This window comes from Desulfogranum japonicum DSM 18378 (genome assembly GCF_000429945.1).
GTDB lineage: Bacteria > Desulfobacterota > Desulfobulbia > Desulfobulbales > Desulfobulbaceae > Desulfogranum > Desulfogranum japonicum.
In genome coordinates this window covers 1-25,110 of sequence record NZ_AUCV01000059.1, presented here as the reverse complement: position 1 = coordinate 25,110, position 25,110 = coordinate 1, and the positions used below count along the sequence as shown (strand labels likewise).

Here is a 25,110-nt window from a genome sequence, read left to right as displayed (position 1 = left end):
CCGTGAGAGGTCTATCTTTTTTTTATAAGATATATATTTCAAGTGCCTCGTTCGTTTCAGGTTTGGATAAGCTGGAGATTTTTTGAAGTTTATGATCAAGTATTGACAACCTGCACAGCTTTTCTGACCCGACTTTTAATTTCCTCCCATTTATTCTCTGCCATCAACTGTTCCGGGCAAAGCCATGAGCCACCGCAGCAAAGCACATTGTCGAGTTGCAAGTAGTCCTTTATGTTATTCAGGCTGATTCCGCCGGTAGGCATGAATGAAACTTCTTTATATAAAGATCTGAACAGAGAGAGCATGCCTGTTCCGCCCATTTTTTCTGCAGGAAAGAATTTCAATCTGTCACAGCCTGACTCTAATGCCGTCTGTACCTCGGAGGGAGTGCAGACACCTGGAAAAAACGGAACATTTTGTGAGGTGCAGTGAGCGGCAAGTTGCGGAGAAAATCCTGGAGAGACAATGGCAGTCGCACCTGCTTCCAATGCGCTATCGGCCTGCTTGGGTGTAAGAATAGTCCCTGCAAGCAATTCAATCTGGGGAAAATTGTTTTTAATTGCGGCAATACCAGCCGCTGCATGTGGTGTTCGAAAAGTTACTTCTACTACGGGGAGGTTACATTGCAATAAAATTTCTGCCAGGGACAGGGCCGCCTCAACAGACGGGAGACTGACAACGGGTACAAGCCTGGTTTTTTCAAGTCTGGTCAATAAGCTTAACATAATACCATCAATGTATGAGGTTGTTTTAGTGTCGCGGAAAATAATAAATATCCAAAAAATGCGTAGGATATCGGTTTGGTGACATCGCAGCGTCAATGTTTCCACTGGCCGTATGAGCCATTGACGCTAGGACGTTACCGAGTTGAGAGACAGGCAACATTGGATAATTTATTTTTTCCGTGATCCTTATGTGAAAACGGTCAAAAAATCTATGGTAACGAGAACGTGTCCGACATTAATCTAGCCTTCGATATACAGCTCTGTCAACTGATTTAAACCGGTTTAAAAATTATTGACAGAAATTGCACAAGGTGATAACTGAAAAGGAAAACTGACTCAATACAGGCGGAAACCATAGAGTATGGCCGGACGAAAAAAAAATATAACACTTGGAGATATTGCATCCCTGCTCGGGATTTCCAAGGCGACAGTTTCGCTGGCAATAAACAATGATCCAAGGGTGGCTGTAAAAACCCGGCAAAATATCTTACGTGCGGTTGAAGAACTTGGCTATGTTTATAATCGTGGAGCAGCCAGCTTAAGCACAGGACATTCACTTACGGTTGGTATTGCTGTGCACGATATTACTAATCCCTATTTTGCCGAGGTGTGCACTGAATGTGAAGCTGTATTGCGATCTGCCAACCGACTGGCTTTTCTTTCTAGTACCAGGGAGTCTCGGGACCACCAGTTGCGATTTATCAAAGCGTTGATAGAACATCGTGGAGACGGGCTTATCATGAGTCCCGTAGACGGCACAGGCATGGAGGATCTGCAATCCATAAGAATAAATCGTTTACCAACTGTCCTGATTGCACGAAATATTGAAGGTGCTGAGCTTGATTTTGTAGGAAATGATGATGTCGCTGCTTTCAGGGCACTCACCAACCATTTGATTTCACTCGGACACACGAGAATTGCCATGGTTGGTGGAGGGCAGCAGGCCATGGTCTCCCAGAATAGACGGGAAGGGTTTTTTCAGGCAATGAAGGAGCATGGTCTTTCTGTGGATCCTGCTCTGGTTCTCGATGTCTTGACATCTCCCGCAGGAGGGGAGCAGGCCTTTGCTATTTTGCAAACCACTTTAAAAATGCCGACAGCAGTGATCGCTTTTACCGATTTGATAGCCTTTGGCTTACTTTCAGCCATGCACCGAAAAGGTATGGTGCCCGGTAGAGATCTGGCTGTCGTCGGCTGCGATGATATAGACGAAGCAGCCAGAGGGTATGTGCAATTGACCACCATGCGAACATGTAAAGGTGAAATTGGTAAAAAGGCCGCTGAATTGCTGTTGCGTAGAATAAGGCAGCCTGAAGCGCCTGTACAGCAAATTCGTTTACATGCTGAGTTGGTGATCAGACAATCCTGCGGAGCTCGCCCAATACCTTTATAGGTATGGATATCGGCTACAGCCAAATTCGTTACAATGCTGAAGTGAAAATCTGAGGGAAGAAACTTTTACCAAATCTATTTTTGAGAATGGCGCAATGAAATCTTTACAACTCGGCCTGATTGGCGAATGCATGATTGAACTTCAGGAAATTGAACCAGGCGTGATTCGCCAGACCTTTGGTGGAGACACTTTGAATACAGCCATATATTGTGCCCGTTTGAGCGCTGAATTGCCCATGACGGTGGAGTACATAACCGCCGTTGGTGCAGATAGTTTCAGTGGACGTATGATTCAATTCTGGGAAAAGGAAGGCGTAGGAAGTGCCCTGGTGCAACGCATAGCAGGAGAAATGCCTGGCCTGTATTACATCGAAACCGATGAACGCGGCGAGCGCATTTTTCACTACTGGAGAAGTACTGCCGCTGCAAAAAAATGTTTTGAATACCCTGAAAGTAAAGCGCTGTTAGAGCAACTTGCAAAATATAACGCCATTTATTTGAGTGGCATCAGTCTTGCGATTTTTACCCCGCAGAGTCGAAAGATATTAATTACTCGTCTTAAAGAACTGGCATCTCAGGGCGTGCGCATTTATTTTGATTGCAACTATCGTCCCCGGTTGTGGAAATCCATCGAAGAGGCAAAGAGTGTATATGCCGAAGTTTATGCCTTGAGCGAAATAGTGTTTTTAACCACAGAAGAAGCTGCAGACCTGTTAGATGGAGGCCAGGGAGCTGAGGTTGGCTCAATCCTCCGACAGAAAGGTGCCAGGGAAATTGTGCTCAAAGATGGTGCCAATCCATGTACCATTTTTATTCATGACAGTGAGCAACAGGTACCGGCTGGAACAGTAACTCAGGTAGTGGATACCACCGCGGCAGGGGATTCCTTTGGAGGTGTATATTTGACAGCAAGGTATTTTGGGTGTCCTCCCGGAGAAGCAGCCAGAATGGCACATGCCACTGCAGCATATGTGGTCAGTCATAAGGGAGCGGTTGTGCCGAGGGAAGGTATACCTGTTACAGGAAAAGATATTTGCAGTTGCACAAAGCAGGATAATTGATTTCCCTCTTTTTGAGGGCAATGCATTCATATTTTTACAGGAAAATGGATACCTGAACCAGAAGTCTGTCGGAGAAAGAGCTTTCTCCGACAGACTTCTAGGTTTAGGGCCACGAAAAAAATAAAGTATCGACTTTTATCTCGACTTGGTCTTTCGCTTCAGCATGTATCTGATGTATCTTTTTATCTCTTGAATGCTGGATTGCCCGGCTTCATTATATTCCTGTTTATTCATCAACTCTGCTTCATCTTGACGTTGCTTGACAACTGCGGCAATTCTATCTGTAAGGCTGGGATGTTTTTGCATCAAGGATTTCATGCTCTCCATATCAATACGAATCAAAGTGACATCGGTCTGTGCCACCCAGATGGTGGTGATCGGTTGTTCACTGAACATGGAAACCAGTCCATAACTATCTCCGGGCCCAAGTTCACCTGTAACAACGCGTCTTCCGCTGTAGAGATCCATTGAGACTTCGACAACACCACTGGTTATAATATCAAAAGAATCAGGGGCGTCTTCATACTGTATTTCTGAACCGGCCTCATAGTGTACCTGGTTGCTGACGTTGGCAAGAGCTTCAATTTCGTCATCCGGCAGTTGAGCAAATATTTTTTGACTTTTCAGAGCCAGTTGAATTGTTGGTGGTTCGGCAACAGGTATTTCTGCTTTTCGTAGACGATACTCATGGGTAACGGCGCTTGGTGATACTCCTGCCTGTTGGAGTACATGATGTATTTCGCTGAACAATTCGTCTCGACCACGGAACATGGCAGGATAGTTCGGAAAATAAACCCAGCACATGTAGGTGTAAGGTATGGTAGAGGCATCTTCCAGGCGGACAACAGGCGGTGGATGTTTTAACACGTGCTTGCACCTGTAAATCCCTTCCAGAAGAAGTTGTTTGGCAAATCGTGGTTCAATTTCCTGTGGTAACTTGATGCTGTACCAGGGGTTAAAGTAGGTATATTCATCGCCCAGGTTATTAAACCCTTGTTTTGCGAGTTTTGAATTAGGGATAATATGTGTCGTATTATCCCAGTCATGGAGCCAGAATGAGCGCCAGTTAATATCAATGACAACCCCCTGACGGCCATCTTCAAGTTTAATCCAGTCGCCTATACGAACCCCTCCTTCAAGGCCCATGGCTATGCCTGAGAAAAAATCTCCCAATGTCTGTTGGAGGGCAAAACCAAGTAGAGCCGTAGCCATACCTGTAGAAATCCACACTCCGGTAAAAGAGTAACCCTGCTGTCGCAGAAAGAGGCCAAGGCCTAATAGAATACAACTGCCGTACAACACACCTTTGATAAGCCCTGAGACTGCATTGCTTGAAGAGTTGCCCTTTGAAATATATTTTCGAATAAGAAACGTATGTGCCAGTTTAGCTGTGTACCAGCTGACAACAAGAAAGAAGAGCATCGTCGAAAATGACATTGGCCAGGTATCGTGAGGCAGTCCAGACAGATTGGTATAGCCATAGAAGAGAGCACCATGACAAATAATAAATGCTATCGGCACACAACAGAGCTCAACTACTGAAAATGTAAGCGGAAATTGTTTGGCTATTTTTTGCACAGACTTCCATCTGTGTACAGGGATGCCAGTGAGTATAATTGAAACGAAAAAAATACTAAGTATTGGATGAGTAGCATATACGTCGGCGAGATAAGTATTGATATACTGCATCGTAAAATAAGTGTTGTTTTGGAAAGGCTTAAGGGGCGCGGAAAATAATAATTATTCAAAAATTGCGTAGGGTATCGGTTTGGTAACGTCGTCGCTTCAAGGGTTCCATACTGGCCGTATTGAGTCATTGACGCTACGACATTACCGAGTTGAGAGACAAGCAAGATTGGATACTTTATTTTTTTCGTGGCCCTAAAGTATCTGGTACTGTTCGCGTGCCTCTTTTTCAATTTCCCGCACGTCTATTCCCAGATCCCTCTCTGGGGACAGTACGTGCAATTGATATTTTTTAGAACGTCTGCCCGGTGTAGTGCTGGCGTATACTCTCAAAATTCCGACGAGTTGACGATCGTTGTAGTGTGCGAAAATATCTTCATTCTGGTATTCAATGCCTTTACGTTTACATTCTCTTTGCAGTGATTTGGTGAGTTCTTCCAAACTGAAAGTGGCAAATTCTCCAAATTTTCCTATACCAAGAATGCGTGTCAAGCCGGTATAGTGTAATTTGCTATACCTGGAGTCGTGACAAACGACGATTTGAGGAGCATATAGTATTGTGCCATCAGAGGCTTTAGCTACGTCTCGTACATTGTCGAATTGTTGTGTATATGTTCGTTTTTGATCATTATCCAAATTCAGGCTGGACAGGTAATAGGAATAAAACATTGCCGGTTCAATCAAAGCAATGGCCACATAGCTGCTGATTCGAGTTCGTGAGCCGTATGGAGGTTTAAAGTAGGAAGGGCAATGGCTGCGGATAATATCATGGGAATGAACTTCGAAATGTCGATACGAGTCTATTTTCTTTTTTCTTCGTAATGCAGCTTTCTTGAAAGTAATGACCCTGCGGGCTGCTCTTGAAAAAAAACCACCGTCAATAGTGATTCCAGAAGCTATACCTTCAGGTGAAAGCAGGGTTGCATTATCGTAGTACATGGCCTGGCGAATGGATTTTCGAAAAGCATCTGCTGATTTTTCAGGATATGGCTGATATGAGATGGGATTTTCATCAACATCATGGGTAACAAGGCCCCCAGGGATGAAAATGGCACCTTTATTATCGAATTTTCCGGTTGCCCCCTCTTCATGGACATCTGGCATGAGCTGTTGGGCTTCCATTGCCAGCATTTTCCACAGAGTATTTGTCCGAATGGAAATTATTTCCCGTATCAATTCATTATCAATGATGGCTTTAGGGGCACTCATGAATGGTAAGGTTGCTCGATTATTTGTGTAGTTTTTTCAAATTGTTATGATTTTATGAAGGCCTCTTTTGAGAATCCCGGAACTCTATATTACTATTGTAACATAGGATGCCAGGCGTTGTTCCTCAAGCTTTTTTTACGGATAACAACGCCTTTGAGTATAGCTTGATTTAAAAACGCGCCAGTAAATATTTGTTGAATTGAGATTGTTTTCCTTGTGGTGTATGGGGAATTTGTCCAGAATATCATTGTGTTAAAGTACATGTTACAGGCTATTTTTCTTTATAGATTTTTCGGCTATACCTCCTTATTGTGTTAATAATTACTCTCATTGCTATTAAGGGGATTCTATGCTACCGCACAGTTATCAATTATTCTTAGATGCCATATCTCAAACCATCGACGATTCTCAGATTATTACAGATCCGTTGCATACGCTCACTTACGGGACTGATGCAAGCTTTTACCGCTTAATCCCTAAGATAGTCGTAAATGTTAAGGATGAAGATGAAGTTCGCTTGATTATACAGGAAGCAAATTTTCGGAAATTACCTGTCACTTTTCGTGCAGCTGGTACCAGTCTCTCCGGCCAGGCAATCACAGATTCAATTCTGGTGCGTCTTGGAGAAGGCTGGAACAGGTTTCGTGTTTTTGATAAGGCTACCAGAATACAACTTCAGCCAGGCATAATAGGGGGCCAGGCCAATCGGGTGCTCGCACAGTTTGGGAAAAAGATCGGCCCAGATCCAGCATCCATAGAAAGTGCTAAAATTGGTGGCATATTGGCAAATAATGCCAGCGGTATGTGTTGTGGAACCGAGGAAAACAGCTATAAAACCCTGGATACCATGCGAATTATCCTTGCGGATGGCACTGTTATTGATACCGGGGATGATTCCAGCAAAGCTGCATTTGCAAAAAGTCACAGTCATATATTGAAGAAACTCAGTACGCTGAGAGAGGAAGTTCTTGGCAATAATGAACTCCACGAGCGCATACGCTACAAATTTAAAATAAAAAACACCACTGGTTACAGTCTCAATGCACTGATTGATTTTTCCGATCCTTTTGAGATTATGCAGCATCTCATGATAGGCTCCGAAGGTACCCTGGGATTCATTGCTGATGTTGTGTACAAAACCGTTACTGAACATAAGCACAAGGCCAGTGCACTTATTCTGTATCCGGATGTCAAGACTGCCTGCGACGCAATTCCCATATTACAGAAACAACCTGTGGCTGCTGCCGAACTTATTGACAGAGCGGGCCTGGCCTCTGTACAGGACAAGGAAGGTATGCCAGGCTACCTGAAGGAACTTGGAAGCACGGTTACCGCTCTTCTTGTGGAAACCCGGGCCGAGTCACAGGAAAAGCTTGAGCAACAGATAGATGCCATCTGTACAGCCCTTGTTCACCTCCCAGTGGAAAGAGAAATAGAGTTTACATCCATTCCAGAGGAGTTCAATAAACTGTGGACCATACGCAAAGGGCTTTTTCCTGCTGTTGGAGCCATTCGTCAGATAGGAACGACAGTGATTATAGAAGATGTAGCTTTTCCAGGTGAACATCTGGCCGCCGCTGCCATGGATCTCCAGTATCTGTTTACACAGTACGGGTACAATGAAGCCATCATTTTCGGCCATGCCCTGGATGGTAACCTGCACTTTGTCTTCACACAGGATTTTTCTATCCAGGAAGAGGTTGTTCGCTACAGAAACTTCATGGACGATGTGGTTAAGATGGTGGTGGAAAAATATGATGGATCTCTCAAGGCTGAACATGGTACAGGGCGAAACATGGCTCCATTCGTGGAAAAAGAGTGGGGTGAGGCTGCCTATGGGCTGATGAAACAGATTAAAGCTATTTTTGATCCTCATTACCTCCTTAACCCAGGGGTTATTCTCAATAGTGACCTGGAAGCACATATCAAAAATCTCAAACCTCTACCGCCAACCCATGAACTGGTTGATACCTGCATTGAATGTGGATTCTGTGAGCCGGTCTGTCCTTCTAAAAATCTGACATTTACCCCGCGCCAACGTATAGTGGGAAGAAGGGAAATCAGTCGTCAGATGCAAACCGATGGCGATACCTCTGCGCTCAAACGTTATCTGAAAGCCTATCAGTATTCGGGGAAAGATACCTGTGCTGCAGATGGCCTATGCGCTACCAGATGCCCAGTAGGGATTGATACCGGTAAAATGGTGAAAGCTCTTCGCGAAGAATCTAACAGCAATCTGAGCAAAAAAGTGGCGACTTCAATTCAGAATCATTTTGCAGGAGTAACCAGGGCCGTCTCAGCTACTTTGGGTACTGTTGATAAAGTACATCAACTTGCAGGTACCGGATTGATGACAAAGGGGAGTTCTTTTCTGCACAAAGCTTCCAGGCACAAAATTCCTCTATGGAACAAGCAAATGCCTGTTGGCTCAACCTTGAACCATACAAATGACCAGATTGTATCTGCTGAAAAAACAGTTGTTTATTTTCCAAGTTGTGCCAGCAGGGCTATGGGAGGTGCACCCAGGGAGGAAAAGGTTCGTGAAAGTCTGCCGGAAGTGACCAGATCTTTGCTTCATAAGGCCGGTTTCAGCATACTGTATCCTGAAAACCTCCATGGGCTGTGTTGTGGGCAGGCTTTTGAAAGCAAAGGATTCACTGACCAGGCTGATGTCAAAGCAAGGGAGCTCAGTGATGCTTTGTTAAAGGCCAGTAACAACGGTTCCTATCCAATCCTCTGTGATACCAGCCCATGTCTGTATCGTATGAAAAACACAGTGGATTCCAGATTACATCTCTATGAGCCAGTTGAATTTGTGTTATCTGTGTTAATGGATTATCTGCAGTTTGAACAAAAAGAAATGAAAATCGCTATTCATCCCACCTGCAGTACTATAAAGATGGGATTGGATCAACGCCTGCTTGAGCTTGCACAAAAATGTGCAACAGAGGTTATCTGGCCCAAGGATATTTATTGTTGTGGATTCGCAGGGGACCGTGGATTCACCGTTCCTGAACTGAACAAGTCAGCCCTTGCTGGTCTCAAGACACAGGTGAAAGGGTGTGAAGCAGGGTATTCGACCAGTAAAACTTGCGAGATCGGGTTGGCTGTTCACAGTTCCATACCTTATCGCTCAATTTTACATCTTGTCGATGCCGCAACCACAGCAAATTAACTGTGAATTTTTACTATCGGGCATTTTCCATGATTTTTTTAAATAAATATATAACTATTTGAAATTATATTGTTTGTCAACCGTGCTCACCAGAGTGGTGTGTTGTTCGGGGATAGTCAAAAATGTAATTGCAGGCGAAGTTCCGCCATACTAACTGCCGGGAGGAGGTGGTGGAGGCGCAGGTCGTCCATTATGGGCTGGGGCATGACCTGTTTTTGCACCGTTTTTTTGTAGAACCAGAGTGGTAAGAAATGCTAAGCCTCCAGCAATAACAAAAAGAATTATTGTAAGAACTGGTCTGTACAGAATCCAGGCAATACCAATTGTCAGGCAGGAGAACAAGGCTGCAATAAGCCCGGAAATCAAACCTGTTCCTGCTCCCACTATATTCCCCAATAGAGGCAGCAGGTCAGACAGAACAGCCAACGGTGCCAGTAATAATCTCAATCCTATGGCCATGAAAACGTATCCCAACAGTCGAAGCGCCCAGGTCAGTATGGTGTTACTTTGTTGGGCGGCGGAGAACATTTCCTGTGCACTGTGTGTACCTATGGAAACCAGCAGGATATTGCCATGCGATTCTGTCTGATATGGAATAAAAGATGAGCCTGTCTGTTGTGCAATTATACTGATTTCAGTCGGCAGAACTTGGGAATAGCTGATGCGTATATCCCCAATCACAGGATGTGCAGGATCGTCACCGATATATATAGCTTGCGTGTTGTGCCTGGCTTTTGTCTTCAGACTTTCGGGTACGGAATACTCTTGATCAAGGAGCAGTGGGGTAACTGTTTGTATTCTTGAAACCTGCCGCGGCGATAAACTGAACGCCCCCACTGTAACATGAGAGGCCTGAAATTCTATACCGGAATAGGGCATACTGTTTGGGTTTTGATGGCCTTCATATTTTTTGAAACCCGATGAATCGATGGGTGAATCGCTCCAGGTACGCTGGTAGGTATAGGTAGTAACCTGTTCTGTTCCTCCACCGATTTTCTTTTGTTCTTCGCTCGTTGTGGACTCTTCCCACTGGTACATCTCTACGTTACGGTACAGTTTGAGGGCTTTTGCTGAAACCTGAAAAACCGGATCCTGTAATATTTCGTCGCTTACAGCTCGGCCAGAGAGATGAACCAATTTGCCTTCATTGACCGGATTGACCTTGTTGTTGTTTACAGATATTACAGTTCCACTTCCTTCCTGCAGAGTCCTGTGGCGTTTGACTGCACGGCCTTCGTTCCAGACCAGAAGACAAACAGCAACCACTATTAACACCAGTCCGAAAAGTATTCCTTGAAAAGATTTTCCAATTCTGCTGATCCAGGACTGCGATGTGATTTCGGTGTAATTGTCTTCACTCATATCGAAAATGCCGTGATAAACGAAATGGTTCAGAATGGAACATCAGAATGATCTATTTCATTGTCGAGGTCGAAATACATCATTTCACTGGCAAGGTTGAAAAATACCCCCTGTGAGTCACAAAGGTTTTTGATAATCCGGCTATATATTTCTTTTTCATGCGGATCTTTTGTTTTGCCCATTGCTTTGAGTGCAGAACGTATTTCTTTGGTTAACCCGTTCATGATTTTCTCTTGATCCATAGAAAAACCTATTCTTTCTCTCTGTTAAAACATGATGTTGCATGAGATTAGCATCATGTTATTGCCTGATAATAGTACACTTTTCTACAATTTGTCCAAAATACTTTAGACGTATTTTTTACAGTATATGGTATAACTGCATATAATGATAGGATTTATTCATTGCATCGTCCAGAACACAGTTCTTCTTGACACTAATTGTTCCTTTTACAGGATGATATGTGGCAGATAACGGCTCATATCCTGTGTGATGGGGCTTGAATCCTCCCGTATTGAGATACCTGCAGCCTCGTCATTCACCAGCCAACTTCCCACAAGGGTATGGTTCTCGCCAAACTGTGGCAGCATGTGAGTTGCCTGGTAAATATATCCTTCTGAACCATAGGGGCCAGGCGAAGAGGCAACCTCTGAATGATTTTGAATTATGGATATATTTGCACCTTCCCTGGAAAAAAGAGGCTTTTTAACCAGTGAGGTGCAATCTGTCGCCATATGCAGCTCATCTTCAAAATAGGCGGGCAGCAGGTTGGGGTGGTGGGGAAACATTTTCCATAATACAGGGAGGATAGCTTTGTTGGAAAGAATGCTCTTCCAGGGGGGCTCAATCCAACGAATGTTGTTAGTTCCCAACAGGTGGCCAAACTCTTCTTCAAACATAAATTCCCAGGGGTATAGTTTAAACATCCAGGAAATGACCCGGTCATCCATGTCACTGAAGTTTCCTTCGATGTCACGACCGATATCTTCGGTATAGACAAAATATGTATTGATGCCAGCAGCTGATGCGCAATCTTCAAGATATTGCACTGTTCCCCTATCTTCCTCTGAGTCTTTACAGCAGCTGAAATGAAGTGCACGCTCCGGGGTCAGTACCTGGAGATCTTTAAATCGGTTAACGAGTTTTTCCTGAAGACTGTTGAACTGATCTGCATGGAGAGGCAAGATTCCGGCATCAACATTATCCTTCAACCAAAGCCACTGCCAGAAGCCTGTTTCATAGGCACTTGTCGGCGTATCGGCATTATTTTCATAGAGCTTTGCATGTCCGCTGCCATTGTAGGCGAAGTCAATGCGGGAGTACAGGCTGGGATCTCCGTTTAGCCAGGAATTGCGGATAAAATTCCATTGTGCCTCAGGAATGCGGAATCGACGCAAGAGCTGGTCGTTGTTGATAACAGTCTCAACAACCGCAAGGCACATCTGGTGAATTTCCTCTGTGGGCTCTTCTATATCCTCCTCAATTTGTTGGAGGGTGAATTGATAATACGCACTTTCATCCCAATATCGCTCTCCATACATGGAGTGAAACTTAAATCCGAACTCAACGGCACGATCTTCCCAGTCAGAACGCTCCCTGATAGGCACGCGAAACACGAAATCAGCCTCCCCATCCGCCGAATCTTCCAAAGCCCCAACTGGATTTCGAAGAAGCCGTTGAGCCGAAACCGCCCCGGGACACTGTTTGCGTTGCACCTGCTGGTTTGGCATTCAGTGATCCTGCCTTAAAACGGCCACGGGGAATAGTTTTTGAGACAGTAGGCTTGGGTTGCAGGGCAGATTTCTGTACGTAGTAGGATCTTTGTCCAGGGCTGCCAATGGTGGTACCGTCAGCAGTCATTATTTCATCTTCTTTTTCCGAGTAGGGGTGTTTGTATCTATAAACAGGGTTATACATACTATTTTTGCGCGAATGGTCACTGGAAAGCATATTTCCAACCAGAAATCCCGTCATCATCGGCATAAAATATCCGCTTATCTGAGATTGCGAACAATGTCCATTGCCGAATTCGGATTCGCATTCGTATTTGTTCTGATATTTTGGTCCTGTACGCTCTGCTTCTTTTTCTGCCTGTTTATATGCCGCCTCGCACTCGGCATAGATCATTGAAGTCTTTGCCACACATTCTGCAGGCGAACCCGCCACAATAGCTTCTTCCTTGGTATTGTTGCTGCAAGAGGAAAAAGTGACAACGGTCAGACCCAGTGCCAATGGCCTGAGGAGGCTTGATTTTCCATTTGCAACCTTTCTCATCAGATCCAGGTCAATATGCTGAGTTCTTTTCATCCGTACACCTTTTTCAATAGCTCATGCAGGAAGCATTAAGCAGGCCGACAGCTATGCTTGTAGTGGCAAGCATCACCCCTGCACTAACTTCATTTGCTTCAATTCGTTTAATTATAGAGCGCATGAACCCAAATCTTACCAGGGCAAAGGCAAAGGTCTGGGCTATAAATGCGACAAAGGCCCAGGTTGCAAAATCGAGAAATGATACAGAGTTTCTGGCAGCTCCGCTCAGAGCTATTGCATACCCGATAATCGCGCCGCCAAAGCCAATGGCTGCGGCAAGATTTTTCTCATTTTTTATGAGTTTCCATTCATCGTGGGGCGTAATGAATTTATAGACATATTTAAACAACACAAGAAAGAGTAAAGACACACTGAAGTAGAGACTAAAGTGCATGACGCTGAGTAATAGATCGTGATATTGCATAATCATTCGTAATGAGATGTGTTAATCGCTGTATTTCAGATACAGATATTGGTTTTCATTTGTACTCACAGGAGACGTGGTGGGCTGGCAAGGCATCTAACTGGTTATTCTGGAGATAATATATCGCTATTTTTAACAGTGAAATTTAACGTTGAGGTTGTCCGATAAGTAACAGTATTTCCAGATCCTGCTTGCGAGGACAGGAGCGGATTGAACTCTAAACGACGGCGAGGCTAAGAAAAATTTACAATAGTGTCAAGTGAAAAAAAGCTCAAATGCCCGTAATGATGGGTGAATCACGAAAAGTTATTGTGCCGCAAGAACAATTTTGTAGAATGGTATTTTAACGGGTGCTCGTCCATGCAAGTTTTTCGCTCAAGAGAGGGAACGCCAAACCCATAAGACATCATCAACATTTTTGCCTATGCATAAAATTGATGTAGGGATCTGCGTTTGCCTTTGAGAATCAAATTTTGAACATGACGTACAAAGTAGGTAAAACTCTTTATGACAGCCACTGGACATGCAGTTTTATCGCGTGTAAAATGCATGTTTTCTCGGTAAGATGCCAGGGTAATGTGAGATACTTATACTTGAACTGTTACAGGAATAATCATGCTGGAAGATATCATTGAGATTGCCAGACAGGCAGGGGAAATTTGCGTACGCGAATATGGTCGTATGCAAGATGGAGATATCGAATTCAAAAACGATAAGGATCTGGTAACCGTTGTAGATAAAAACGTGGAGCAATTTATTGTCGAGCAGATTACCAGACGCTATCCGGATCATGATATTTTTGGAGAGGAGAGCGGCAGAACTACCCATGGGAGCGATTACTGCTGGATTATTGATCCTATCGATGGTACGACATCCTTTGTACACGGGCAACCCTGGTATTGTACCTCCATTGCATTACACAGAAATGGCGAGGCTGTTCTTGGTGTTGTTCATTCCCCACGCCTTGGTGAGACCTATCATGCTGAGAAAGGCAAAGGCGCCTACCTGAATGGCAGACAGATAAAGGTTTCGCAACGAACCAGACTGATCGAATCAGTCCTTGCCACCGGTTTTGCATGCATTCGTGCCGGCTGGGAAGATAACAACCTTAAACATCTCAATGTTATCCTGCCCCAAATTCGTGATATTCGCCGATGTGGCTCTGCCGCCATTGACCTGTGCTTTGTTGCCGCCGGACGTTTGGAAGGGTATTGGGAGATGGGGTTGCAGCCTTACGATTATGCGGCCGGCGAGCTGATTGTCCGTGAGGCCGGTGGTGTGGTGAGTGATTTTGCAGGCGGAAATGAATATGGCAGCAATGGCATCATGGCTACCAATGGTCTTATTACAGAAGCCTTGCAACAGTTTTTCTGAAAGCAGGGGCCGTCACAAGACATTTCATGTCATTTGAAAGAGTTGTGCTTATGTGCCGTGAAAGTAAAATCAAAGGAGAGCAGGGGTGATTGTCAGTGCCAGCCGCAGAACGGATATTCCTGCTTTTTATGCGGACTGGTTTTTTCATAGAATTGATGCAGGCTATTGTGCAGTTCCCAATCCCTTTAATCATCAACAGGTTTCTCGGGTTTCCTTGGAACCGGACGAAGTTGATGCCATAGTTTTCTGGACACGTAATCCGGCTCCGCTTTTTCCCAGGCTGAGAGAATTGAGCGAGAGAGGGTTTCGCTATTATTTTCTTTTCACCCTGATCAATAACCCCAAGCCCATTGATCCATATTCACCGCCCCTTGAGAAAGCAGTTGATATCTTCCGGGAGCTTGCTGGTATGATTGGTCCTGAGCGGGTTATCTGGCGCTATGATCCGATTTTCTTGAGTAATAGAACCACATTTTCCTATCATATCGAAAACTTTACCCGTATCGCTGAACTGTTGAACGGCTGCACCGAACGATCAATTATCAGCTTTGTTGATGAATACCGTAAAGCCTGCAGGCGAATCAGAAGGCTTGCCCGAAGTGGTATCCAAGCCTGGCCTGGTGAGAAGTTGGACATCAATGATATCAGCGATTTCATACCCAATTTAGTCAGGGCAGCCGCGGCCAATGATATGGAGTTACAGAGCTGCGCAGAGAACCATGATATGTCTGGGTTTGGCGTCACGCCTGGCAAGTGCATTGATGATAATTTGCTCAGGAAATTGTTTGCAATCAATGTTTCTTCAAAAAAAGATACAGCTCAGCGTAAGGCTTGCAGATGCATAGCATCCAGGGATATTGGGATGTATGATTCCTGTCTTTTTGGCTGCAGCTATTGCTATGCAACCCAAAGTTTTGAGCGCGCCCGAAAGAACCATCAGCAGCATGACCCAAAATCTCCATCCCTTATTGGTAGATATGATGCAGAACCACCCAAGGGCAAAGAAAAGAAGAAACCCGCCCCCCGACAGCAGAGATTATTTTGAATTGTGACCTGTTCAGCTTTCACTTTTCAAGTGAAACACAGCATTCCACATGCTCTGTCCAGGGAAACATATCAACAGGCTGTATTTCTTTTACCGTATACCCTTCCTCTTTCAGCCAGCCCAAATCCCTGGCAAGGGTATCCGGGCCACAGGAAATATAGACCACTTTCTTCGGTCTTGCCTTGCCGATGGCTTGTATGAAAGCCTTGGTGGAACCGCTTCTTGGCGGATCCATGAACACCACATCCAGCTTAGTTCCTTGGTTTGCCATTGCCACCATCACCTCTCCTGCATCACCATTATGAAATGAGGCGTTGGTCACCTTATTGCGAGCGGCATTTTTCCGGGCATCCTTCACTGCATCACCGTTTAACTCTATACCAATAACCTTTTTGGCATCCCGGCTTGCTATGAGGCCGATAGTCCCAATTCCGGCATATGCATCCAGAACAACTTCTGTGCCGCTCAGTCCCGCCATATTCATAGCGGTTTCATAGAGCACTTCTGTCTGAGCCGGATTGATCTGGTAAAATGACTTTGCGGAAATCTGAAAAGTCATACCCAGAAGAGAATCCTGTATATATCCTTTACCGTACAGAACAATCTCCCTCTGGCCGAGAACCATTGTGGTGTCTTTGTCATTAATATTCTGAATGATCGTTGATATCTCGGGATGTTTATTCAGCAGAGCCTTTACAAAATTTTTCTTTCCCCGAAACATAGGGGAGGTGACAACCAGAACAACCATGATCTCATGGTTTTTAAAACCCACCTTTATCAGTACATGACGAAGAAACCCCTGACCGGTTCTCTCGTTATAGGCGGTCATTTTGAAGGACTTCATCATCGACTTGATTGTTGCGACAATTTGATCGGCTCGTTCATCCTGAATAAGGCAGCGATCTATGGGCACCAGTTTATGACTGTATTCTTCATATAGGCCGTTTTGTATACCAAGACGCTTATCATGCACAAAAGCGGAATGGGATTTATTGCGGTAGCTCCAGGGATTTTTCATCCCGATAATAGGTTTTGCCGTTCCAAAAGCACATAGCAGCCTGTTTATGAGCCTGTCTTTATAGAGAAGGGTATCCTGGTAGCTTCTGTCCTGGAGTTGACACCCTCCGCACCTTTTAAAATAGGGGCAGGGGGCTGTTATTCTATTTTCTCCTTGGGGCTGTCGTTTACGCTTTGGAGGAGAATTTGCCATTTCTACAAGAGGCGTATTATGTTTTCTTTGGTTCATAAAATCTGCGAGATTGTTGTGGTCAGCCGGTAATCTGTATTATTCATGCTTTTCGCAAGTACCTCACCCGTGTCTGTCCATAAATGAGGATTTTTATTTAAGGGTCAAGGGGGTAGGTAAGCGTAGCCTGCTAGGCATTACGTTTTACCGGAACCTATTATAGCAGTGTAAAACCATTACTATCAAACGCCAAGAGCGAGACACTGCCAGGTGCAGGGCCACCGCTCCCAATGACACGGTTTTCAGCGATTGTGAAATCTTGAGAATAGAAAGCCGGATCAATTAATTTAACACTGATCACCACGTTTTTACCGTATGAATTTCACTTCTGTAATTACTGGTGTTGCATTCATTGAGCATATGGTGAAGAACATATTCTCAATATATGTCTTAACATCCTACTTTTAAGAGCAAAAATGAATACGGTAGATCTTCACTTGCCCTCGGTGATATTTTGCGATTATAAACACCTGCTTGCCTTTTAGGAGAATATCATGGATGATATGTAAGGAACATGCAACTGCACTATACTGCACGCATTGAAAGTATCAAGGTTGGTGGAAAATACCACCTGTCCCAAGATTTCTCAGAATGGGCTGAGAGGCAAACAAGGCTGGACAGGCACAGGATAATGCATTTTTTCAGCAGCCCTGATTTTGAATCTTTTTCTTTTAGGGAATACAAGCGTTTTTCGCACTCACGGAGGATGAAATGAACATCGCTTTTTTCATTTTTATAGCTTTAATAGTTTTGTTTGGCTTCTACGTAGTTGCAATTTTTAATAAGCTCGTAGCGCTTCGAAATCGCTATAAAAATGCTTTTGCCCAAATCGAAGTTCAGCTGAAACGACGTTATGATCTCATCCCAAACCTGGTGGAATCTGCCAAAGCATACATGAAGCATGAACGGGAAACACTGGAAGCTGTCATAGCTGCCCGCAACCAGGCTGTTGATGGGTTGAAAGCTGCCGCTGCCGCACCTGGAAACGTTGCTGCCATGAATCAATTGGCAGGGGCTGAAGGGCTCTTGGGCAGTGCTCTTGGTAAATTCAATATGGTTATGGAAGCCTATCCGGATCTCAAAGCCAGCCAAAATATGATGCAGTTCAGTGAAGAGCTTACCTCAACTGAAAACAAGGTGTCTTTTGCCCGGCAGGCCTTCAACGATCAGGCCATGCAGTACAATACCTATAAGCAATCTTTTCCCCAGGTGGTATTTGCAGGCATGTTCGGTCACACAGAGGATGCTGCCCTGCTTGAATTCAAGGATAGTGAAGTTATACAGGATGCCCCCAAGGTGTCTTTTTAGGGCTCCCTGGAAATCACGTTTATTCAACAGGTTTTCAAAACCGCTTCGAATTTGATCAAATTTTTAAAGGCAGTCCCTTTAATATGCAGATGGATTTTTTCACAGCCCAGGACCACGCCCGTCGTAATACCGGCCTCCTGGTTGTTCTTTTTGTACTTGCAGTAGTTTCTTTAATCTGTGTGACAGATCTTTTCATTGTCATTCTCTATGGCCTTAAAGGCAGCCGTAACGAGAGCATTGGTCTTCTTGCCCGGGTTAATTGGGAAGTGGTGTTCTGGGCAAGTGTCGCTGTCTTTTTGGTGGTGATCAGTGGCACCTGGTACAAGTTGCGTGCATTGTCCGGCGGAGGTGATGCCGTTGCCCTGATGATGGGTGGTGAACCTGTCTTTCCCGACGATGATGATTTGAAGTACAAGCAGTTGATAAACGTGGTGGAAGAAATGGCTCTGGCTTCAGGTATTCCAATGCCACAGGTGTATGTGTTGCCGGAAAGGGGAATTAACGCCTTTGCCGCCGGGTTGACCACCAGTGATGCAATCGTCGCTGTAACACAGGGGGCATTGGATCATTTTAATCGCGATCAACTGCAGGGGGTTATTGCCCATGAATTCAGTCATATCCTTAATGGCGATATGCGTCTCAATGTCAGATTGATCGGTATCCTGCATGGTATTCTGGTTATTGGCCTGATCGGGCAATTTCTGCTCCGTGGCCGTTCACACCGCAGCAATGACAGAGGCGCTCTGCTTCTTGGTCTGGGGCTGCTCATCATTGGCTATACCGGTGTATTTTTTGGCAACCTGATAAAAGCAGCAGTCAGTCGGCAACGGGAATTTCTGGCTGATGCCTCTGCAGTCCAATTTACTCGTAATGTAGATGGGCTTGCCGGCGCTTTGATGATTATCGGTGCAGAAAAACAAGGGGGAATTCTTTCGCACAGACGCTCAGATGAGGTCAGTCATGCCCTTTTCAGTCAGGGGGTTCAAAATAGCCTGAGTTCACCTTTTGCTACCCATCCACCTCTGTCTCAACGAATTAAACGTATTTTACCTTCCTGGGACGGCAGATACACAAAATCCCATGGCAGTTTTAACCAGCGGATGAGTGAAAGGGTTTCCAGGGCTGCGGGGTCAGGCGTAACCAGCGGTCTCCATAATGGTTCTGATGAAGCAGATAAGGTGATTTCCGTGGGAAGGCCCACCTCGGATCTTTCCCCAGGCAGTATGCATATGCAGTCAGGGAAAAGCCTGCTGCAACAGATTTCACCCGTTATCCGCATGGCAGCGCATGATCCCTTTGCAGCCAGAGCTGTTATAATCCTGTTAGTGTTGGATACAAATGAAACTGCCAGGCAACGACAACTGGATATTCTGGAGAAAGAAGCAAATGACCGCGGCCTTCACACCGAAGTGCGGCGTTTGTTACAGCAAAATGGTCTTCTGCCAAGAAAAATACAATTGGCAGTCCTTGAATTAACCCTACCCAGTCTGCGACGACTGAGTGAACAACAGGCCTATGGATTTAAGGAAATACTGGACAACGTGATTCGTGAAGATAACAAAGTCACGTTGTTTGAATGGTGCCTGCAGCGGATAGTGGTTGAACATCTGCATGAGTTTTTTGGATGGTCTTTTAATGGAAAGGCGACTTTTGAGGGTACACAGGTGGGTGCATGTGTCGGCATGTTGTTTTCTGTGCTCTGCTATGCTGCCAGCCGTGATGCAGAAGAACAACAGGTACTTTTCACCAGGGCGGCAAACCATATGAATATGCCGCATCTGACCATGAGCGACAGAAAACTCCTGTCGCTGCCACGTATTGATGCTGCGTTTCATACCTTACGGGCTTTCTCCCCCAGGAAAAAGCAACGCCTGTTTCTTGCCTGCAAGGATATTGTCCTGGCAGACGGTGAAGTCACAACAGTGGAAGGTGAACTTCTCAGGGTAGTTGCGGCAACCTTATCTATTCCCATGCCACCCATGTAATCTTGCCTTTGATTTTTCACGCTGAAAGTGCGCAGTAGGAGTCTGTCGGAGAATTGCTATTTCCCTCAGATTGAGGCGCTTTTAGGAAATCAAGTACAGCCATTTAGTTGATATTGCGAGTATTGATTTTCTGAAAATAACACAACTATGGGGAAAGAGTTTTTTTCGACAGGCTCCTAGATGCGCAGCACTGGCCATGCATCCGTAGTAAACTTGCAGAGTTATATTTTGCCTTGACCGTTGTTTTAAAAAAGAATAACGTTTGCGTGTTTACTATTTTTCAGGCTGCCTATCGGGCTGTAGCTAATAATTCGGTGGGTAAAGCTGCGTGCCACATGTATTTTGGAGAATCAATGTGAAAAACAACTATCTTCTACTCATCTCAGCTATCTTAATTCTCTGTGGAGTTGGAGCACTTCCTGTCGTTGCAGCTACTGAGGTATCACAACATGAAGAACCTATGGATGACCTTGTTCTTTCCATGTCTACCGACAATACTCAGGTTGTTGACGGAGCGATTATGATAGGTACTGTCGCGCTTAAACGCGGACATAAAGTCACCATGCTCCTCAGGTTAGATTCGATAAAAGTAGCTGTGGCAGGAAGCCATTATCCAGTAGGGAATACAGATTTGGCTGAAAAGCTTTCTACCTTTATGCAAAACGGTGCAAAAATTATGGTGGGAGGTCATTGCATGAAAAGCATGGGGGTGAAACCTCAAGACCTTTTACCCGGAATCACGGTCGGTTCGCCTGACTTGGTGATGGGAACGATATTTAAAAAAGATACAAAAATATTGAGTTACTAAACAATAAGTTTAGGCCACCTTGAAGAATCTGTTCACATACCAAGCCTCAAGCCTACGATGCATTTTGCAGCAGTCATAATCTTGATATTCTGTAAACAAAGCCTGAAGCATGGTGATGCAATGGAATAGCTTATTTTAAGGTGCTTTTATGAAAAAAGCAGACACAGACAGTGTCTATGTATGAGGTATCTATGAACTCTTTTTTTACCAAAGACAAAATTGATCAACTTATCAAAGAAGATGTGCCGTATTTTGATCTTACAACCCACCTGATGGGAATTGGCGATAAACCTGGCCATTTACGATATATCACGCGAAATCAAACCATGGTAGCCTGTTCCGAAGAAGGAGCTCAAGTCCTCAAGGCATTGGGTCTTGAAGTAATGGCTATATGTCCTTCCGGTACCCTGTTGGAGCCGGGAAAGGTCATTTTGGAAGCACGTGGAAATGCTGCTGCCCTGCATCAAGCCTGGCGGGTCGTGGTTAACATACTGGAATATAACTGCGGTATTGCGACAAGAACATATAATACCCTGAAGAAGGCCAGGGAGGTGAACCCTTTCATTCACCTGTTGTCCACGAGGAAGATTTTTCCCGGGACAAAGGAACTTGCAATCAAAGCCGTCATGAGTGGCGGCGGCTATCCCCATCGCTTGGGACTGTCGGAATCAGTGCTTATCTTCGATCATCATCTCAAATTCTTCGAGAATGAATCGGCTGCCGATCAAGCGATTATCCGTGTTAAGAAAGAAGCTTTAGAGAAAAAAGTGCTGCTTGAAGTAGGCAGCATGGAAGATGCCAGACGGTACATGAAATTAGGCATCGATGGCATGCAATTCGACAAGTTCCAACCTAAGATATTGGCGGAAATGGTAGCGGAAATCCGAAAGGAATCCCCAAATCTCTATCTGATTGCCGCTGGTGGTGTCACCCCTGACAATGCTGTTGAATATGCCAAAACAGGTGTGGATGCGTTGGTAACAACAGCCATGTATTTTGGTAAACCGGCAGATATCAAAGCTGAAATGACACCTCAATAAACCCTTGAAGGTCGAAGCTGACCTCATTTTCAGAAACCATAGGAGTAAAACCTAACACCGAAGTTTATGTCCTGTGATTTCATAATCCTGAGGCCTTTGTTGCCACCTATAGAGTGAAAAACAGATAATTACCGCACTGTCTTTTTCTCTGTCTTTTAATGTCTATATAGGTTATATGATGTTGATATTTAACAACTTAATTTATACCCATTATAATAATGTGTGCAAACAAAGCCTCATCGCTGCTTGTTTGTGTCTTGGCAGTCATTTTACTCCTTCTTTCCCCAGGTAAAGGACAAGCACGAACACAAACAGACTCTTCACCCAAGGTCACTTCTACTGACCAACAAAAATGCATCCCCTCTATTTTAACGTTGTTGTTTAAAAGCAAGGATAAAATAGAAGGGGAAAAGGTTTTTGGTGTAACAGTAGATGATATCAGTAATATAAGTGAAATCCGGGATGCTCTATTGAGTTTTACTATACGTCCTTATGCTCGTATCGTTTTTGATGAATATGTCTCGCCGTCGTATTACAAGGAGACTGTGCAGGATTTACACAGTGTGGCGGGAATCATGGGAGAGATTCTCGATTCTATGTATATGGCTGAGTACAGCTTGGCTGAATATGAGTTACGAGTGCGGGAATATATCGATTTGTTGAAAGAGCATGTGGATATATGGGAGATCGGTAATGAAATAAATGGCGAGTGGCTTGGCGACAATGCAATGGCCAAAGCCAGTGCCGCATATTCCATTGCCAAAAATGCCGGCGAGCCCACGGCCTTGACTCTCTATTATAATGGAACGTATAACAACGGAGAACCTTCCGCAGAAAATTGCTGGGAGGACTCTGAGCATCAAATGCAGGTGTGGGCCAGAAACAATATTCCCGAGGACATGAAGCAGGGATTGGACTGGGTGTTGGTGAGTTTTTATGAAAACGATTGTGAGAACATCAGCCCTGACTGGGAGAGCATCTTTTCAGAACTCCATGAGATTTTTCCTTCTGCAAAACTGGGTTTTGGTGAAATTGGCACCACAGTGAATGCTCAGAAAGAAAATTTTGTTAGGAAATATTATGGTATGGAGCGTGTAAGGCCACAATTCATTGGTGGCTATTTTTGGTGGTATTTTAAACAGGATATGGTGCCGAAGAGCAAAACTCTCTGGTCTGTTTTAAATGAATACGCCAAACCGTGGTAGGTTGTCACTTCTTTCCTTGCCATTATCAGGTATAGCGTTGAGTCCACATTTTTTTATAGGTAGCACACCAGTCAGCCGCCTTAGTACCAAGACCAGGGGACTGATTTTATTTTTCCTTTTCAATAGTTCCCGGGATGAGCATTGTGCCGACAGTTCTTGAATAGAAACACAGAGTATTTCATCACCTCAAGGAAAAATCAATCTGTCGCCCGGGTTTATAAGCTGGTCTTTAAAGAAGAAGCAAAAAAAGAATGGGATAAGTTAGACCCCTCTATTCGGTCTGTTTTTGCAAAAAAAATACGAGAAAGAATTCAGAACCCACGTGTTGAAAGGCCCAGGCTTAGCGGAATACAGGATTGCTATAAAATTAAATTACGTAACGCTGGCTACCGCCTTGTTTATAAAGTTCGAGACAAGGAAGTAGTTGTGGCGGTGATAGCCGTAGGCAAAAGAAATAAAAACGCTGTCTATCAAATAGCATGCAAAAGGACTTGAACATGAACAGAGTCTAGGGGACTGATTTTATTTTTCCTCTTCAATAGTTCCCGGGATGAGCATTGTGCCGACAGTTCTTGAATAGAAACACAGAGTAATTCATTACCTCAAGGAAAAATCAATCTGTCGCCCGGGTTTAAAGGGAAAAAGTAGAGAATAAATGCCGTAAAACAATGTTTAATTTTTCACTACCTTCGGCCTACCAGGCCCCAGATTTGAAAACCGCATCCCCAACCTGGTAGAAAGTTCTTCCCGAAACCTGTTGCCACCAGTTATCTGGCCGCGTTGCAGGGCTTTTCGTATCAGGTTGATTTCATTATCAGGGATAGTGTCGAGTACATATTTCCTGTACGCAGCCCGGCGTTCCTCGAAATCGGCACCAAGTGCAAGATAAAAGCGAGGAAAATCCACCACTGGATCATGAGTATCCCGAACTTTGCATGCATAGCTCGACCATCTGTACTCTGCAGGATCATCAACCATACCAGCACGTAACGGATTAAGCTCAATATACCGGCAACAGGCGGGGAGATACTCGTGGGTGGAGATAATACTCGATTTAAAACGTCCTTCCCAAATACTGCCGGACCGCTTTTCAGACTTGTTTACGTACCGAGTCTGTCGACCAGCCACACGCTTCATCAGCTTGGAAAGCGATTCCGGGTCAGGACCAGGATCAACAATAAGATGCACGTGATTGGTCATCAGACAATAGGCGTAAACTTTACAGCCAAACTCTTGCTTGAAGAGAAGAAGGTTATCACGATAATAGGTGTAATCTTCATCGCTTATAAATACTGCTTGCCGGTTATGTCCTCGCTGCATGACATGATGCGGAGTATCGGGAACTATGATTCTGTCTGATCTAGGCATAGGGTAGAGATAAGCGATGTGGTGATGATTTGCAAGAAGTCGAGTAGACCGGTTTCTCCAGGCAAACAATAGATAGGGACTTCATTGACTTTTACTTGACGCCTCGTCGCACGCGACTACTACGTGTCATGAGCTCCTGTCTATAGAGTATTACCCGTTGGCCCCGGCCCCTCTCAGAACCGTGCTTGCGCTATTTACGCACACGGCTCCTCACACGATCAATTCACTAAAAGCCAAACATGCTGACCATTATACGTGGTTTCGGTAAAGGAAATCGCTCCAGCATTATATTGAACTTCTCCCAATTGAGACAGTTTCGCTTCCCCCTACGGTTCAGCCACTTAAAAAGCAGCTTCTTAACTCCTTCAAAGAATCGTTTAATTCCTG

General features: G+C 44.6%; 21 protein-coding genes. 11 read left to right on the top strand and 10 right to left on the bottom strand.

Annotated elements, in window-relative coordinates:
- Positions 1-95 precede the first annotated feature (95 nt).
- Positions 96-725: a bifunctional 4-hydroxy-2-oxoglutarate aldolase/2-dehydro-3-deoxy-phosphogluconate aldolase gene (locus tag G493_RS0120165; RefSeq protein WP_028581838.1), complete on the bottom strand. Its 630-nt coding sequence runs from the start codon at positions 723-725 to the stop codon at positions 96-98.
- A gap of 361 nt (positions 726-1,086) precedes the next feature.
- Between G493_RS0120165 and G493_RS30385 the strand changes: the two genes are divergently transcribed.
- Complete coding sequence (locus G493_RS30385) at positions 1,087-2,118, top strand: LacI family DNA-binding transcriptional regulator (RefSeq protein ID WP_051309665.1); 1,032 nt, start codon at positions 1,087-1,089, stop codon at positions 2,116-2,118.
- A gap of 94 nt (positions 2,119-2,212) precedes the next feature.
- Positions 2,213-3,178: a sugar kinase gene (locus tag G493_RS30380; protein ID WP_051309663.1), complete on the top strand. Its 966-nt coding sequence runs from the start codon at positions 2,213-2,215 to the stop codon at positions 3,176-3,178.
- A gap of 135 nt (positions 3,179-3,313) precedes the next feature.
- On the opposite strand, the gene G493_RS30375 is transcribed toward G493_RS30380, so the two are convergent.
- Positions 3,314-4,615: a mechanosensitive ion channel family protein gene (locus G493_RS30375; protein WP_161629861.1), complete on the bottom strand. Its 1,302-nt coding sequence runs from the start codon at positions 4,613-4,615 to the stop codon at positions 3,314-3,316.
- Between the two features lie 444 nt (positions 4,616-5,059).
- Positions 5,060-6,073, bottom strand: a complete 1,014-nt coding sequence (locus G493_RS0120145; RefSeq protein WP_028581837.1) for a hypothetical protein — start codon at positions 6,071-6,073, stop codon at positions 5,060-5,062.
- Positions 6,074-6,422: 349 nt separating this feature from the next.
- On the opposite strand from G493_RS0120145, the gene G493_RS0120140 reads away from it, so the two are divergent.
- Complete coding sequence (locus tag G493_RS0120140) at positions 6,423-9,248, top strand: FAD-binding and (Fe-S)-binding domain-containing protein (RefSeq protein WP_028581836.1); 2,826 nt, start codon at positions 6,423-6,425, stop codon at positions 9,246-9,248.
- Positions 9,249-9,398: 150 nt separating this feature from the next.
- On the opposite strand, the gene G493_RS30370 is transcribed toward G493_RS0120140, so the two are convergent.
- The 5 genes from G493_RS30370 to G493_RS0120115 form a co-directional block, all read right to left on the bottom strand.
- Positions 9,399-10,610 carry a TMEM43 family protein gene (locus G493_RS30370; protein ID WP_051309659.1) on the bottom strand — a complete coding sequence of 404 codons (1,212 nt, stop codon included), beginning with the start codon at positions 10,608-10,610 and terminating at the stop codon, positions 9,399-9,401.
- 29 nt (positions 10,611-10,639) lie between these two features.
- Complete coding sequence (locus tag G493_RS0120130; RefSeq protein ID WP_035275358.1) at positions 10,640-10,834, bottom strand: hypothetical protein; 195 nt, start codon at positions 10,832-10,834, stop codon at positions 10,640-10,642.
- A 225-nt stretch (positions 10,835-11,059) separates the two neighbouring features.
- Positions 11,060-12,226 carry a glutathionylspermidine synthase family protein gene (locus G493_RS0120125; RefSeq protein WP_028581834.1) on the bottom strand — a complete coding sequence of 389 codons (1,167 nt, stop codon included), beginning with the start codon at positions 12,224-12,226 and terminating at the stop codon, positions 11,060-11,062.
- 4 nt (positions 12,227-12,230) lie between these two features.
- Entirely contained in the window at positions 12,231-12,917 is a 687-nt protein-coding gene (locus G493_RS0120120) for a DUF1190 domain-containing protein (protein WP_028581833.1), read from the bottom strand.
- Positions 12,918-12,930: 13 nt separating this feature from the next.
- Positions 12,931-13,344 (bottom strand): DUF350 domain-containing protein, encoded by a 414-nt coding sequence (locus tag G493_RS0120115; RefSeq protein ID WP_153306604.1) that lies wholly within the window; start codon positions 13,342-13,344, stop codon positions 12,931-12,933.
- Between the two features lie 615 nt (positions 13,345-13,959).
- Here G493_RS0120115 and G493_RS0120110 point away from each other — a divergent pair.
- Both G493_RS0120110 and G493_RS30365 read left to right on the top strand, forming a co-directional pair.
- Positions 13,960-14,718 carry an inositol monophosphatase family protein gene (locus G493_RS0120110; RefSeq protein ID WP_028581831.1) on the top strand — a complete coding sequence of 253 codons (759 nt, stop codon included), beginning with the start codon at positions 13,960-13,962 and terminating at the stop codon, positions 14,716-14,718.
- Positions 14,719-14,803: 85 nt separating this feature from the next.
- Entirely contained in the window at positions 14,804-15,763 is a 960-nt protein-coding gene (locus G493_RS30365; RefSeq protein ID WP_051309657.1) for a DUF1848 domain-containing protein, read from the top strand.
- A 19-nt stretch (positions 15,764-15,782) separates the two neighbouring features.
- Here G493_RS30365 and rlmD read toward each other — a convergent pair whose 3' ends face one another.
- Positions 15,783-17,009, bottom strand: a complete 1,227-nt coding sequence (rlmD, locus tag G493_RS30360; protein ID WP_205623729.1) for a 23S rRNA (uracil(1939)-C(5))-methyltransferase RlmD — start codon at positions 17,007-17,009, stop codon at positions 15,783-15,785.
- Between the two features lie 711 nt (positions 17,010-17,720).
- Here rlmD and G493_RS0120090 point away from each other — a divergent pair.
- The 6 genes from G493_RS0120090 (at position 17,721) to G493_RS0120065 (ending at position 23,850) form a co-directional block, all read left to right on the top strand.
- Positions 17,721-18,317: a LemA family protein gene (locus G493_RS0120090; protein WP_028581829.1), complete on the top strand. Its 597-nt coding sequence runs from the start codon at positions 17,721-17,723 to the stop codon at positions 18,315-18,317.
- Between the two features lie 83 nt (positions 18,318-18,400).
- Entirely contained in the window at positions 18,401-20,302 is a 1,902-nt protein-coding gene (locus G493_RS0120085) for a M48 family metallopeptidase (protein ID WP_084813686.1), read from the top strand.
- A 355-nt stretch (positions 20,303-20,657) separates the two neighbouring features.
- Positions 20,658-21,110 (top strand): DsrE family protein, encoded by a 453-nt coding sequence (locus G493_RS0120080; protein WP_028581827.1) that lies wholly within the window; start codon positions 20,658-20,660, stop codon positions 21,108-21,110.
- Between the two features lie 191 nt (positions 21,111-21,301).
- Entirely contained in the window at positions 21,302-22,150 is an 849-nt protein-coding gene (gene modD, locus G493_RS0120075; protein ID WP_028581826.1) for a ModD protein, read from the top strand.
- 257 nt (positions 22,151-22,407) lie between these two features.
- Positions 22,408-23,355 (top strand): hypothetical protein, encoded by a 948-nt coding sequence (locus G493_RS30355; protein WP_153306603.1) that lies wholly within the window; start codon positions 22,408-22,410, stop codon positions 23,353-23,355.
- A gap of 156 nt (positions 23,356-23,511) precedes the next feature.
- A complete protein-coding gene (locus tag G493_RS0120065; protein WP_232363804.1) occupies positions 23,512-23,850 on the top strand; it encodes a type II toxin-antitoxin system RelE family toxin in 339 nt (112 codons plus the stop codon).
- Positions 23,851-24,027: 177 nt separating this feature from the next.
- Here G493_RS0120065 and G493_RS0120060 read toward each other — a convergent pair whose 3' ends face one another.
- Positions 24,028-24,723 (bottom strand): REP-associated tyrosine transposase, encoded by a 696-nt coding sequence (locus G493_RS0120060; RefSeq protein ID WP_028581824.1) that lies wholly within the window; start codon positions 24,721-24,723, stop codon positions 24,028-24,030.
- Between the last annotated feature and the right edge of the window lie 387 nt (positions 24,724-25,110).